At 63.0% G+C, this 11,699-nt stretch carries 17 protein-coding genes and 1 pseudogene; 7 read left to right on the plus strand and 11 right to left on the minus strand.

Annotated features, from left to right (window positions below; all coding sequences use genetic code 11):
- The first annotated feature begins 474 nt into the window (after window positions 1-474).
- The 4 genes from AC4D2F_RS09895 to AC4D2F_RS09910 all read left to right on the plus strand — a co-directional run bounded on the left by AC4D2F_RS09895 (window position 475) and on the right by AC4D2F_RS09910 (window position 2,891).
- On the plus strand, window positions 475-876 hold the full coding sequence (locus AC4D2F_RS09895; RefSeq protein WP_490910383.1) for a VOC family protein: 402 nt from the start codon (window positions 475-477) through the stop codon (window positions 874-876).
- Complete coding sequence (locus AC4D2F_RS09900) at window positions 873-1,352, plus strand: mycothiol transferase (RefSeq protein WP_490910384.1); 480 nt, start codon at window positions 873-875, stop codon at window positions 1,350-1,352. The genes AC4D2F_RS09895 and AC4D2F_RS09900 overlap by 4 nt, the downstream gene beginning before the upstream one ends.
- Before the next feature lie 54 nt (window positions 1,353-1,406).
- Window positions 1,407-1,763: a YciI family protein gene (locus tag AC4D2F_RS09905; RefSeq protein WP_490910385.1), complete on the plus strand. Its 357-nt coding sequence runs from the start codon at window positions 1,407-1,409 to the stop codon at window positions 1,761-1,763.
- 243 nt (window positions 1,764-2,006) lie between these two features.
- Window positions 2,007-2,891, plus strand: a complete 885-nt coding sequence (locus tag AC4D2F_RS09910) for a hypothetical protein (RefSeq protein WP_490910386.1) — start codon at window positions 2,007-2,009, stop codon at window positions 2,889-2,891.
- 149 nt (window positions 2,892-3,040) lie between these two features.
- Here the strand turns inward: AC4D2F_RS09910 and AC4D2F_RS09915 are convergent, their stop codons facing one another.
- On the minus strand, window positions 3,041-3,598 hold the full coding sequence (locus AC4D2F_RS09915; protein WP_490910387.1) for a hypothetical protein: 558 nt from the start codon (window positions 3,596-3,598) through the stop codon (window positions 3,041-3,043).
- 63 nt (window positions 3,599-3,661) lie between these two features.
- On the opposite strand from AC4D2F_RS09915, the gene AC4D2F_RS09920 reads away from it, so the two are divergent.
- The gene (locus AC4D2F_RS09920) at window positions 3,662-4,282 is read left to right on the plus strand and encodes a TetR/AcrR family transcriptional regulator (RefSeq protein ID WP_490910388.1); all 621 of its coding nucleotides are present in this window, start codon (window positions 3,662-3,664) and stop codon (window positions 4,280-4,282) included.
- Window positions 4,283-4,458: 176 nt separating this feature from the next.
- Here AC4D2F_RS09920 and AC4D2F_RS09925 read toward each other — a convergent pair whose 3' ends face one another.
- The 10 genes and pseudogenes from AC4D2F_RS09925 to AC4D2F_RS09970 all read right to left on the minus strand — a co-directional run bounded on the left by AC4D2F_RS09925 (window position 4,459) and on the right by AC4D2F_RS09970 (window position 9,978).
- A complete protein-coding gene (locus tag AC4D2F_RS09925) occupies window positions 4,459-4,983 on the minus strand; it encodes a DUF2812 domain-containing protein (protein ID WP_490910389.1) in 525 nt (174 codons plus the stop codon).
- Window positions 4,980-5,303 (minus strand): PadR family transcriptional regulator, encoded by a 324-nt coding sequence (locus AC4D2F_RS09930; protein WP_490910390.1) that lies wholly within the window; start codon window positions 5,301-5,303, stop codon window positions 4,980-4,982. Before AC4D2F_RS09930 ends, AC4D2F_RS09925 begins: the two co-directional genes overlap by 4 nt.
- A 246-nt stretch (window positions 5,304-5,549) precedes the next feature.
- A complete protein-coding gene (locus AC4D2F_RS09935; RefSeq protein WP_490910391.1) occupies window positions 5,550-5,756 on the minus strand; it encodes a helix-turn-helix domain-containing protein in 207 nt (68 codons plus the stop codon).
- Entirely contained in the window at window positions 5,756-6,238 is a 483-nt protein-coding gene (locus AC4D2F_RS09940; protein WP_490910392.1) for a DUF2975 domain-containing protein, read from the minus strand. Before AC4D2F_RS09940 ends, AC4D2F_RS09935 begins: the two co-directional genes overlap by 1 nt.
- 157 nt (window positions 6,239-6,395) lie before the next feature.
- On the minus strand, window positions 6,396-6,530 hold the full coding sequence (locus AC4D2F_RS09945) for a helix-turn-helix domain-containing protein (protein ID WP_490910546.1): 135 nt from the start codon (window positions 6,528-6,530) through the stop codon (window positions 6,396-6,398).
- A gap of 33 nt (window positions 6,531-6,563) precedes the next feature.
- Window positions 6,564-6,959 (minus strand): annotated as a pseudogene (locus AC4D2F_RS09950) (recombinase family protein); the annotation flags it as partial.
- A 340-nt stretch (window positions 6,960-7,299) separates the two neighbouring features.
- A complete protein-coding gene (locus tag AC4D2F_RS09955) occupies window positions 7,300-7,617 on the minus strand; it encodes a DMT family transporter (RefSeq protein WP_490910393.1) in 318 nt (105 codons plus the stop codon).
- Window positions 7,617-7,970: a DMT family transporter gene (locus AC4D2F_RS09960; protein ID WP_490910394.1), complete on the minus strand. Its 354-nt coding sequence runs from the start codon at window positions 7,968-7,970 to the stop codon at window positions 7,617-7,619. Before AC4D2F_RS09960 ends, AC4D2F_RS09955 begins: the two co-directional genes overlap by 1 nt.
- A 202-nt stretch (window positions 7,971-8,172) precedes the next feature.
- Entirely contained in the window at window positions 8,173-8,802 is a 630-nt protein-coding gene (locus AC4D2F_RS09965) for an isochorismatase family protein (protein WP_490910395.1), read from the minus strand.
- 57 nt (window positions 8,803-8,859) lie between these two features.
- Window positions 8,860-9,978 carry an LLM class flavin-dependent oxidoreductase gene (locus AC4D2F_RS09970; RefSeq protein WP_490910396.1) on the minus strand — a complete coding sequence of 373 codons (1,119 nt, stop codon included), beginning with the start codon at window positions 9,976-9,978 and terminating at the stop codon, window positions 8,860-8,862.
- 54 nt (window positions 9,979-10,032) lie between these two features.
- On the opposite strand from AC4D2F_RS09970, the gene AC4D2F_RS09975 reads away from it, so the two are divergent.
- Together AC4D2F_RS09975 and AC4D2F_RS09980 are read left to right on the plus strand one after the other, a co-directional pair.
- Window positions 10,033-10,629 carry a CGNR zinc finger domain-containing protein gene (locus AC4D2F_RS09975; protein WP_490910397.1) on the plus strand — a complete coding sequence of 199 codons (597 nt, stop codon included), beginning with the start codon at window positions 10,033-10,035 and terminating at the stop codon, window positions 10,627-10,629.
- A gap of 506 nt (window positions 10,630-11,135) precedes the next feature.
- Window positions 11,136-11,567 carry a universal stress protein gene (locus AC4D2F_RS09980; protein ID WP_490910398.1) on the plus strand — a complete coding sequence of 144 codons (432 nt, stop codon included), beginning with the start codon at window positions 11,136-11,138 and terminating at the stop codon, window positions 11,565-11,567.
- Window positions 11,568-11,699 lie beyond the last annotated feature (132 nt).

The raw sequence follows: 11,699 nt of genomic DNA on the forward strand, positions 1-11,699 counted from the left end.
CGCCCCGCGGACATCCCGCTGGTAGAACCTCAGACTGTCGTAGTGGACCTCGCACCGGCAGGGACCGCCGAGGTCGGCACGGCCGAAAACCGCGTCACTATCGACCCGTCCCCGCCTGCTGTACCCGGGCATTCGGTGCACCCGGTGGGCGTCGGGTGGCAAACAGGTTCGTGGACGGCCGACGATGGGATCCGCCCGATCGACGACGGTCACTACGAGCTTTCCTGGGGGCTGGGAGGGGGCGCACTGTTGGTGCATGGGGGCGGTCATAATCCTGTTTATCCGGGCTTGCACGAAGTCACCTGTTACTAGACTCGGTTCCAACCCGGCTCCCACACAGGTTTTCAAGCCGAATTGCACTGCATACCTGCCGCCATCCTTAAGCGCCGATGATTTCATTGGGACAGGCTCGTCCATGGAGTAGTGAAGGCTGTTCGGCCTGCTTCACCCCATTCGATGTCAGGAGTACTCATCATGGCTGCACCCCTTGTTTACATCAGCTTCCCCGGAACCGCGAGGGAAGCGCTCGAGTTCTACGCCGATGTTTTCGGAGGCGACTTGTCCCTGCATTCCTACGACGATCATGGGAGGACCGACGGCCCACCGGACGCCGTCGCTCATGGGGTCCTGGACGGTGTCGTCTCCCTCGCCGGCTCTGACACGCCGGAAGGAGAGCCGTCCGTGCGGCGCGAAGGTTTGATGCTCTCACTGCTGGGAACCGCGGAGCCGGCGGTCCTGCATGAGTGGTTCGACAGGCTCTGCGTCGGCGGATCAGCAATCTATCCCCTGGTCCAACGGCCGTGGGACGGCGCGGACGGACAGGTCACCGACCGTCACGGGCTTCGCTGGCTCATCGGCTACGAGTCCAAGGCGTGAGCGATGCCCAGTTGCTCGCCCAACTGGCGATCGAGCGTGCCCACGTACTGAGCGCCGTCGAGGGACTCACCGAAGCGCAGATCAGCACAGCACATGTCCCGTCGGGCTGGACCGTGACGGGCCTGCTGAACCACCTCGCCTTCGACGACGAAATGTTCTGGATCTCGGCCGTCCTCGGCGGAAACCAGGCCGCAATCGAAGCCCTCCACGACGGATGGCACTCCACACCGATGACCGGTGCCGATGCGGTGAACATCTATAGGGAGCAGATCACCAGCAGCGACAAGGTACTCGCCGAGGCCGACCTGGATGCCCCTCCCCGCTGGTGGCCCCCGGCCAGTGAGTTCGTCCACCCTCCCATGGCAACTGCGCGTGAGGTCGTGTTCCGGGTGCTCATCGAGACATCGGTCCATGCCGGCCACCTCGACATCGTGCGTGAACTCATCGACGGACACCAAAACCTCGTCGTGGACTAACCAAGACCCCACCTGCACCTGCAAGGACTGATCACCCCACCGAAAGGCCAACTGATGCCCGACTTCGCCATCCTCATCTACGCGGACGAGTCCCTCCATGCCCTCGAAGCGGCTGACGCCGACCTGGAGGAAAACGACCAATACGCTCGAGACCTCGAAGCCTCCGGGTCGATGTCCCTGGCTTACGCCCTGACACCCAGGGCCAGTGCAGTTTCTGTCCGACACGACGACACGACGGTGGGCCCTTTTGTGCAGGCCGACCAGTTCGTCGCAGGCTTCTACGTCATCGAAGCCCGAGATCTCGACGCCGCTATCGCCGTCGCCCGCCTGAATCCAGCAGTCCGCACAGGCACAGGCGGAGTCGAAGTTCGACCCGTACATAGCGGAGGAATCATCGCCAAGAACCAGTAGAGCGGCACACGAATAAGGATTCTGTTCCGAGCCATCACCGACCCGTCATCAGATGTTGCTGGCGATCCGGTCAAAGGATTCTTTGCTTGGACCGCCTTGCGGGCACCGCAAGGACGAGACAAGCACTACATTCGGTGAGTGTCTCTCATCATGTTTCCCGTAGTCGCGGCGGTTCTGTTGTCAATACTGATCCCCGCGATCGTCGGGGCTGCCGTCCGCCGAGGTGACCGGAACGGTAGTCCGGTGGCTGGCCCTAACGCAGGCACGGGGGCACTGTTCGTCGTGAAGAATCGTCGCTGGCAGTCCGTCCTTTTCCGTGTGGTGGGCATCGTCTTCCTGGTTATCGGCGGTTTTTTCACGCTCGTCGCGGTCGTGGAATCCGAGGAGATGGATGGGCCGGGTCTCCTTATCGCTGCGGGCGGGATCTCGGTGGGCGGAGCGCTCTTCGTCGTCCTCGCCATGGGGATCCGTCGGTTCCGGGTCGACGCGTTCGACAGCCACCTGACGGTCCGCCCCTGGTTTCGAGAGACGCGGGTCGTCGCACTGGCGGAGATCGGGTCGGTCCGTCCGTCGCTCAACCGGTACGGCGGAGTCGATGTGAGAGACGTGAACGGCAGAAAGCTCTTCACTGCGACCACGATCAGCATCGGCTACGACGACATCGTCGCCTATCTGCAGGAGCGATTCCCCCGGCAGCAGACCATCACCCCCGCCGTGCCTGGCGACGTCGCGTCCTGGCAGGGCGCGACCCTTCGAGCCGAGTGGTCCCCGCTTCCACGCGGGCGCAAAGGCACCTTGGAGTCGGGAGTTCTCCTCACTGCCGGAAAAGTAGCCGGGCATATGTATACGAGCGAGGTCATCAACCTGCTCAATCACCGCGTCGGCATCGTGGAGTCCACCAACTCGGACCCCCTCGTCTTCCTGTGCTGGCCCGACGCGGGATCGCCTACGTCGATCGTTTGGGAGTCCACGAAGGATCTACCGGCCGAATCGCTGGCCCTCCTCGCCGACCCCATGGACAGCGGCGCCGCCGCCGTGCTAACCAGGACCGAGCTCACCGACTTCTCGGCCTGGATCACGACCCTTCCCCGCCAGCCCGCAGCGGGTGGGACGCGGTCCATTCGATGAGACGCGGCTCGGTGGCTCAGGGAGGTTGGTCTGCGTCGGCTTGCATATGCCAGAAAGCCCTCGGCATTAGCACGCAGCACTAAGCGCAATTGAGAGAACACACGGCGGGTGTTGCCTGCACACAAGGCCTGGATCTGCCACTCGGTTGATCAGGATGAGGATGCGGCAGGGCTGGATGGCAGGGCTGCTTTGCGGGGCCACATGGTGTAGCTGATCGCCCAGATGAACTCGACGGTGACGACGATTCCGAGGATGCGATTCCATCCAGTGAGTGCTTCGGTGCGGTTCGGGTCGTCGATCCACCAGATCATGGCGGCGAGAATTCCTGCCGCGATAAGTGCAGCGCCAAGCGTCCTTACGAAGTCACCCCAGCACCGCTGAGTGTACTGCCGCCCTGTTGCTTTCGATGGCGCCGGTCCGCCGGCGAATCGGTGGGCGAACCGCGTGTCCGCCCAGGCGATCATTCGGTGACCGTAGGTCACCGAGAACCCGATATAGAGCGCCGCCAGGCCGTGGTGCCAGGAGGCCGTGGCCCCGGTCGCCAGATGGGCGGTGACTGCGATCAGGAGCACGACATCGATCAGCGGGGCGCACAGGAGCAGGACCGCGCCGAGGCGCTTGGCTTGGAGAATGTACCGGGCCCCTAGCCCGGCAAGGATGGCCACCCAGAAACCGATCTCACACGCGATGATCAGACCCAGGATCACGACGCCCCCTTAATAGTACGACTGTGTTACAAAGTGATCATACAGCCGTGTCAAGATATGTCCATGCCTAAGTTGATCGACAAGCGCGCCCGAGAACGATTGATCGGTGAAGCGGCGTGGCGGGTCGTCGTGCGCGACGGAATCACCAAGCTCTCAGTCCGTAACGTCGCCGCGGAGGCCGGCATAGCCGCCGGATCACTGCGCTACCTCTTCCCGACACAGGAATCCCTGCGCGCCTACGTGCTCGACCTCGTTCGTCAGAGAGTCATCGACCGCATCGCCGCACTCCAGCCCCAGGAATCGACCCGACGGACCGTGGAGGACTATCTTTCCCAGCTCCTACCGCTGGACGCCGAACGGCGGGTCGAGATGGAAGTCTTCCTGTCCGTAGGAGTCCTTGCCTTCACCGATCCCGCGCTTCAGCCCGCCTACGATCGGGCCCACCAAGACCTCCAGAAGGGGTGCCACCAAGCACTCAGGCTACTTACCACCGACCCGGAATACCGCGGCCTCGACCCAGCAGCCGAAACCGCACGCACCCACGCCGTCATCGACGGTCTGGCACTTCACCTCCTCCGCCAGCGCCAGGACGACGACACCAGCTGGGCGATAAAAGAACTCGCCCGCCACATCGATTCTCTAGCGACAGGCAGCAACGCCCCGACTGAGAACACAACACGGTGAAGATCCGGGCACGGGACGACAGGCGCCATGAGCGCTGCAAACCAGCAGCGCATACCGCCGCGATCCACACTTGGACTTCGCCGACCCCACGCCGTCTATCGGACAGTCCCGACCCTGCATGCCGTCCGATCAAAGGATCCTTCAGTGACCCTTAGTGATCAATCGAACCTCGGAAATCAGCGTGAGCGACTGACTAAGTTCAGTTGGCGCCAGTAGCCGACCAGCGGGAGGAGGGTGTAGACGACCGGCAGCATGAACATCACCAAAAGAATTAGTTCCACCCCTTCATTCCATGAGACGGCACGGAGCCCCAGAGTGACGAGCAGGAAGGCGATCAATGCGATTGCACTGTAGCGAAGGTATTGTTTCCGATTCCGGCTGAGTTCATCGCGCCGTGACTCGGCGCCGCTGTGGATCGGCACCGTTCCCGGAGCGGCTTTGAAGATGTGAGTATCCCCGAGTGAGAGCACAGAAGCCCAGCCGGCTGCGTGAAAGATATCGAAGTAGTCCGCGGACGGGTTGCTCTCGTACGCGAGGTCGAAGATCGCCTCTTCCGGGGCCCCCTCGACGAAACGCCATCCGTGACCGAGCTTCGCGACACCGTTCAGGTGTCTGCCCTGCCGGGCCATGTCCGCGAACATGGCCAAATCCCTCTCAGGGCTGATGGCCAGCCCGTTGCCCATCCTGCTGGTGGTGCTCATGCTTCCTCCATGATGTGATCTGCCATAGCCAGCAACTGGCGACGACGTTCGATGTTGCGGACGAGGACCTCGCGGCCCTCCGCGGTAAGGTGATAGACCCGCCGGGCATCATCACCGTCGAGCTCCTCGATGAGGCCGGCCCCGACGAGCTTCTTCAGCGTCGTGTAGAGCGAGGCCGGTCCGAGCACGATGGTGCCAGCGCTCTCCTGCTCAAGGAACTGCATCACGGCATAGCCATGCCGTGGGCGCGCCAGGGCGAGCAGGACGTGCAGTGCGGCGTCGGCCAGGTCTCCGCTCTGAAAGCCTGAACTACGCCCCATCCGGCCCACCCGAAAGAAAAGTATCACTAAACGATGTATCCATAAGTGATATACAAGCATAGAAGTCCGCCCCAGGCCACCCAGAAGAACACCTCATTGCTCTTCGCATCTCACCATGGAGCCCACGAACCAGTCACTGGATCGATGTTCCGTCCTGGACCGGCAATCCAATCAAGGGATTCTTGAGCGACCCTTGGATGGTCCGGGTCGGACCCGGGCCTGACGGAATAGGCCGAGTGCCAGGGGTTATTCGTTTTCCCAAGACAGGATCTCGCGGGGTTGGCAGTCGAGCACGCGGCAGATCGCCTCGAGGGTGGAGAACCGGACAGCTCTGGCCCGCCCATTCTTGAGGACGGCTACGTTCGCGGGAGTGATCCCCACTCTGTCTGCAAACTCACCCACTGACAGCCCACGCTCGACCAGGAGAACGTCGATCGTTACCCGGATAGGCATCAGATGACCCCGTCGAGTTCCGTCCGCATAGACGCTGTCTTGCGCAACGAGGAGCGAAGGGTGAGCAGGACCAGAGTCAGCGTTACTCCGACGAGTGCGCCACCGATCAGCAGGAGTCCGAGTGCCGGCGGCCCGGGAATGAGCAACAGTGTTCCCACCACGATGACAGTCGCGATAGCGAGAGTGACCGCCATGATGTCAACGAGCCTCAGTGATGACGCGGCGAAGATGCGGCTGTCCCAGATGTATCCGACAAGAATCCCGGTGATCACGAGAACGACTTGAACACATATCCCGAAGAGGATCGCAGCACCGACCAGGGGAGCCTGCAGATCGGCGAACTCCGGATAGTCCACCGCCATCGATCGGCCAGCGAGCACGACGATGATCTGTCCAACGATGACCGTCATGAAAAGCAGGGCGAGTGCCGCCCGCGTCACGAGCGCCATCGTGGGTCCAACAGATTTTCCCAGGTTCTCCATGCGCCAGTATCGATTTTCGATCGATTGAATGTCAATAGATGGGTGGACGGCGCCGTGGCGCATCCGAAAACCGATCGGCTTGCCGACGCACGCAGGGTAACTCGATCTTTGATTGGCTGGTCTCAGCTCGAGCTGTCGCTCGTCATGTCGCTGCGTTTCAGGCTCTGGCGTCGTCGCCGAGGTGCCGGTAGATCGTGCCCCGGGACACCCCGAAGGTCTCGGCGATCTGCTGCACCGTATACGTCTTCTCGTCATACATTGCCCGCGCCTGCCGGGCCCTATTCGGGGTCATCTTCACCCGGCCCCCGCCCGTCCGTCCGCGGGCCCTCGCCGCAGCTAACCCGTCCTTCGTCCGCTCAACGATCAGGTCGTGTTCGAACTCGGCGATCGCCGCGAGCATGTGGAAGAACAACCGCCCACCCGGAGTCGTCGTATCAATGCCCTGGGAGAGTGCCTTCAACCCGACACCCTACCGTTCGAGCCCGTCGACGACTTCCTTCAGGTTCCGCACCGACCGGCCCAACCAGTCGAGTTTCGTCACGACCAGGGTGTCCCCCGCCCGCAGATACTCCAACGCGTCATCAAGGGCGGGCCGCTTCGCCAACACACCCGAGGCGTGTTCGATGAAGACCTTCTCGCACTCAGCGGCCTCTAGCGCGTCGGTCTGACCATCCAGATTCTGCTCCCTCGTCGAGACCCGCGCATACCCAACAGCTGCCATGACCCAAACTGCATCGTGAACGTGCCTTACAGCACGTAGCTCTCGGACACGGCCCACGAAACACGACACGCCGTTCTCAGCGATCCTGCTCGGAGGTGTCCTATGGACGGTCGTTCACGCAAGTGGGCAGCGGTTCCCGCCGGCTGATGAACTAGAGCCGACGTGGTGGCGTGAACGCATCACCGAAGGAGATCGACAGCGTCCTGGGCAGGAGCGGAAACGGATCCGGAGCGTGCTGAGTAGGGCAGTCACTGAAGAGAGCTACCGAGGCCTTGTCACAGGTTGTGGATTAGGCCACCGCAGCTCTCATCACTCGCGAGGGGGTTGGCTGTGGGTGTGGTTAGTGGGGTGTGCCGAGTTCGATGAGAAGGACGCCGCCGATGATGAGGGTGATGCCGAGGCTCATGAGCCAGGTGAGGGGATCCTTGAACATGAATTTTGAGAGGACGGCGGTGAGTGCGACGCCTGCTGCGGCCCAGATGCCGAAGGCGATGCCGATGGGCATTCCTTGGGCGAGGGAGAGTCCGAGCAGGGTGAAGGACACCAGGTATCCGATTGCGACTGCCGTGTACCAGCGCTTGTTGTCGAGGGCGAGGCGGAGGCTGATGGTGCCGGAGACCTCGAAGAGGATGGCGCCGATGAGGACGAGGTAGGCCATCAGAGGGCCTCAGCCTTCTTGTGGGCGGCTTGGGCGCCGAGTTCTACGCAGAGGACGCCGGCGATGATGACGATGATGCCGATGCCCATGAGGGTGGTGATCGGTTCCCCGAAAATCAGGAGGGAGCCGACGGCGGTGAGGGCGATGCCGGTCGCTCCCCAGATCCCGTAGGCGACGCCGAGGGCCATGCCCGTGCGCAGAATCGCGGAGAGCAGGACGAACCCGCTGAGGTAGCCGATGACGACGACGACGAAGAGGGCGGGGTGCTCGAGTGCACCTTTGAGAGCGAGGGAGGCTGTCACTTCGACGAGGACGGCGGGGATCAGGAGTAGCCAGGCTCTGGGGTTGGTCATGAATGGATCCCTTTTAGATGGATGGCCTGGGTCCCACCCGAGCGGATAGCCACCGTCGGGACGTATCCGCACGGTCCGCGGGTGGGTCGGCGACAATCCGTCGACGAGCCCGCTACCAGCGCGGCGTGCTGTGCGCGGCTGGTAGCGGGCTCGTGGATGGTCCGAATATCCCGGGTGGGACAGGAAGAACCGCTGGGTGTTTCTAGCGTGTACCGCGGCCCTGGGTGGCGGAGGTTACGAGGTCGCTCTTGGTCAGCGTCGCGCTCGTGCGCACTGCTGTTGCCCAGGCCGCGGTGTCGGTGACGGCCGCCCAGTTCGAGTGCAGCAGGGTCATGAGGGTTTCGTGGACCTGGCGCGCGGGTACGGTACCTGCCTCGTTCGCCAGGTCGATTGCCCCGGTCGCGTCGGAGAGGACCTCGACGGCGAAGCCGAGGGGCTCGGCGGCTGCAGCGGAGGCGATCACGCAGTTGTTGGTCATGTAGCCAACGAGGGTGATCGTGTCGATGTTCTGCTCACGCAACCAGGCCTCGAGGTCCGTGTTCGCGAAGACGCTGCCGAACTGCTTGCTGACGCGCTTGGCTGCGGCGTCCTCGTAGGCGGCCACCTCGGGGTGATTCTGGAAGGTCGACGATCCGGCGCCGAACACGGGGGCCTCTGCCGGGAGTTCGTGCTGGACGAGCACCACGGACATCTCGGCCTGCTGGGCCGCGTCGATCGCTGTCCGGATGTTGGCGACGGAGTCCTCGCGTGCCGGGAACTGAATGGGGAGCAGTCCGTCGAAGTATTCGTTCTGGGCGTCGATGACGATGAGGGCTCTGCGTGGTGCCGACATGGGTTTCTCCTTCAGAGAGGGTTGTGGGTAGAGCGGAGTGAATTCGGAATGGGGGGTCTAGTGCGCCATGGCCGGGAGCGATGTCTCGAGACGGGGCATCGTGTAGTGATCGGCGATCAGCCTGATCCCCTGCAAATCCAGGGAAGTGGAGTGCCCGCCGATGACGAGCATCATCTCGTCGACGCCGGTGCGCTCCTTGAGGGCTTCGAGGCGGTCGGCGACCGTCTCGGGCGTGCCATGGAAACTGCGGTCGGTATAGGCGTCGATGATGTGGCGCTCCTGCACGGTGGGGCGGTAGGCCGCCACCTCGTCCGCGGGCAGCAGCAGGTATCCCTCGCCCTTGAACATGCGCAGCATCGCCATGGCCGACGTCGCCGCCTGCCGCCTGGCCTCTACCGGGTCGTCGCCGATCGCCACGGGCACACTGGCGAGGCTGTGGGGCTCGGCAAGCACGTCGGAGGGTTGGAAGCTCTTACGGTAAAGCCGCATGGCAGTGTCGACGTCGGCATCGCCGAACTGCAGCGCGAACGCGTACGGCCGGCCGAGCTGCCCAGCCAATTGAGCCGAGTACGGCGAGGAGCCCAGCACCCAGATCTCCGGAGCGGTCGACGGCGCGCTCACGCGGTTCTCCTTCGCCTGCCAAGGCCCTGGTACGGCGTGGACCTGCTGATAAACATGCCCGGGCGGGAACTTGTCACCCAGGAAGCCGAGCAGTTCCAGGACCTGCTGCGGGAATCCGTCATTGGCGTCCGCTCCCCGACGTAACGCGGCGGCAGTGGCCCCGTCGGTGCCCGGGGCGCGACCTAGCCCAAGATCGATCCGGCCCGGGGCGAGTGCCTCCAGCATCCCGAATTGCTCGGCGATCAGCAGCGGGGAATGGTTGGGCAGCATCACTCCACCGGCCCCGAGGCGGATGCGCCTAGTCTCTGCGATGAGGCGGGCGATCATCAGTGGCGGTGAGGACACGGAGGTTGCTCCCATGCCGTGATGCTCGGACATCCAGAACCTGTGAAAGCCGAACTGATCAGCGGTCCGCGCGAGCGAGATGGCGCTCTCCAACCCTTCACCGGCGGTCATCCCGACTCCGGTGCCGCCGGCGGACAGCACGGACAAGGCAAATGGCGCCGTTCCGGATGGTCGACTCAGCTCCTCATGGGAAAACATGATTTTTGACATGATGCGAGCCTAACATCAGTCTCATGGATAAAGAACGCTGATAGCATGAGAACCATGTTTGAAACACAACTGGCCGCCGCGCCGGGCGCTCAGGATCATCCGAGTCTCGCTCTGGTTAACAGCGCGGGTTACCTGGTAGGCGGCAGGGGCTACGACGAGCTGAGCACTCCGGCGGCCGCGACGGCGTGGCTGATGGCACGGGATCTCGTGGGACCGGAAGCCGAGCTGCTCGAGCAGTGCCAGGGCCGGCTCGTGGCGCTGCGCGCGAATCTGCGCGTCCTCTTCGATGCCCACACCACCGGCTCCGCCCCCGCAACGTCCGCGGTGCACGCCCTGAACGCCGCCCTGACCTGCGCCCCCGGCGCTCTGCTGCTGCGGTTCGACATACAGTCCGGCTTCAGCCGTCGCGCCGAACATCCCGTGACCCAGGTCGTGGAACACGTCATGGCCGTGATTGCCGACGACGCCGCCTCGCTGCTCACCGGCGACCAGGCCCCGCAGCTCGCACCCTGCGAAGCGGACCCCTGCCAGCGGTTCTTCGTCCGCACTCACGCCCGACGGCAATGGTGCTCCACCCGCTGCGGCGACCGGGTCCGCGCCGCACGCGCCTACACACGCAAACGCTCACTCCATAACGCGCAAACCGTATGAAACACCCCGGCACGCGGCCGCCACATCCCAGTTCCCCGCTCGTAACCGTGTCGGACGGTTCTGCGGAATCAAGCGATCGGCCATAAAGCATTGCGACCTTCGCGCCACTTACCGCTGCGACTCACAGCTGGAGTTCGCCAACCCGGTGGCAGGCCTCGCCGCCGGTCCAGTCAAAGGATCCCTTGCTGAGACTTCGCTCGCAACAGACATGCTCTCTGAACGTCGATAGCAGCGCATGCGTCGGACTTGGAACGGCCCAGGGAGATTGGAGGGTTACTTCAGGGCGTCCTGGTATTAGATTTAATGCTGCAAACAGCGGCGATGGGTGGATTGGAGGTCTCACGACCGACAGATGGCAACATTTTCTACGTGGAACCGTTTTTCTCCATCTATTGTTGTGAACAGGAATGAGGAGGTACACGCCGTAGTCGAAACGGTTCACTTTGGCCTGTCTTTGGTCAAAGCCCGGCCATGGTCGAGAACAAATCAATGAGGAGGAAGCAACAATGTCAGATATTGTGATGGTGGGAGTCGACGGCAGCAACACTGCGTTCAAAGCGGCTTCGCGGGCGGCCCAGATTGCTGAGGGCCTCAATGCTGAACTCGCAGTGCTCAGTGCTCACGTTAAGGAGAATACCGAGGTCATTAAGATCGGGAATGACACCTGGATACTTGACGACGTCAAAAAAGCGCAGAAAATGGCGGAACGAGTTGCGGCCAAACTGCGCGAGGAACATCCTGGCCTGAGCATCCGCGCCGTCGCCGTTCGCGGGAAGCCGCAGGAGGCATTGGTCGAAGAAGCAGCGCGTGTGGGGGCCGGGTTGCTGGTTGTGGGCAACGTCGGATTGAGGGGCATTGGCCGCGTGTTGGGTAGTGTCGCGAACAGCGTGGCCCGCAATGCACCCTGCGACGTGTTGATCGTAAAAACGGACCGATGATATCCACTGGCACTACAGGCAATATGTACGGCACCCGATAGGTTCCGTCTTGCTGCCTCTCTCAGAGGTTTTCACTTCCCCGATCTGCGTCCATCGCGGCGAGCAGAAGTGGCTATCGCCCGGGAGGTATTG

The sequence above is a fragment of the Arthrobacter sp. TJ-263 genome, from assembly GCF_058269155.1.

Excerpts from the sequence above, each read along its gene's own strand:
- AC4D2F_RS09895 (WP_490910383.1), top strand. The coding sequence starts at position 475 with ATGGCTGCACCCCTTGTTTACATCAGCTTCCCCGGAACCGCGAGGGAA.
- AC4D2F_RS09905 (WP_490910385.1), top strand. The coding sequence starts at position 1,407 with ATGCCCGACTTCGCCATCCTCATCTACGCGGACGAGTCCCTCCATGCC.
- AC4D2F_RS09920 (WP_490910388.1), top strand. The coding sequence starts at position 3,662 with ATGCCTAAGTTGATCGACAAGCGCGCCCGAGAACGATTGATCGGTGAA.
- AC4D2F_RS09925 (WP_490910389.1), bottom strand. The coding sequence starts at position 4,983 with ATGAGCACCACCAGCAGGATGGGCAACGGGCTGGCCATCAGCCCTGAG.
- AC4D2F_RS09930 (WP_490910390.1), bottom strand. The coding sequence starts at position 5,303 with ATGGGGCGTAGTTCAGGCTTTCAGAGCGGAGACCTGGCCGACGCCGCA.
- AC4D2F_RS09935 (WP_490910391.1), bottom strand. The coding sequence starts at position 5,756 with ATGCCTATCCGGGTAACGATCGACGTTCTCCTGGTCGAGCGTGGGCTG.
- AC4D2F_RS09940 (WP_490910392.1), bottom strand. The coding sequence starts at position 6,238 with ATGGAGAACCTGGGAAAATCTGTTGGACCCACGATGGCGCTCGTGACG.
- AC4D2F_RS09945 (WP_490910546.1), bottom strand. The coding sequence starts at position 6,530 with ATGACCCCGAATAGGGCCCGGCAGGCGCGGGCAATGTATGACGAGAAG.
- AC4D2F_RS09955 (WP_490910393.1), bottom strand. The coding sequence starts at position 7,617 with ATGGCCTACCTCGTCCTCATCGGCGCCATCCTCTTCGAGGTCTCCGGC.
- AC4D2F_RS09960 (WP_490910394.1), bottom strand. The coding sequence starts at position 7,970 with ATGACCAACCCCAGAGCCTGGCTACTCCTGATCCCCGCCGTCCTCGTC.
- AC4D2F_RS09965 (WP_490910395.1), bottom strand. The coding sequence starts at position 8,802 with ATGTCGGCACCACGCAGAGCCCTCATCGTCATCGACGCCCAGAACGAA.
- AC4D2F_RS09970 (WP_490910396.1), bottom strand. The coding sequence starts at position 9,978 with ATGTCAAAAATCATGTTTTCCCATGAGGAGCTGAGTCGACCATCCGGA.
- AC4D2F_RS09975 (WP_490910397.1), top strand. The coding sequence starts at position 10,033 with ATGTTTGAAACACAACTGGCCGCCGCGCCGGGCGCTCAGGATCATCCG.
- AC4D2F_RS09980 (WP_490910398.1), top strand. The coding sequence starts at position 11,136 with ATGTCAGATATTGTGATGGTGGGAGTCGACGGCAGCAACACTGCGTTC.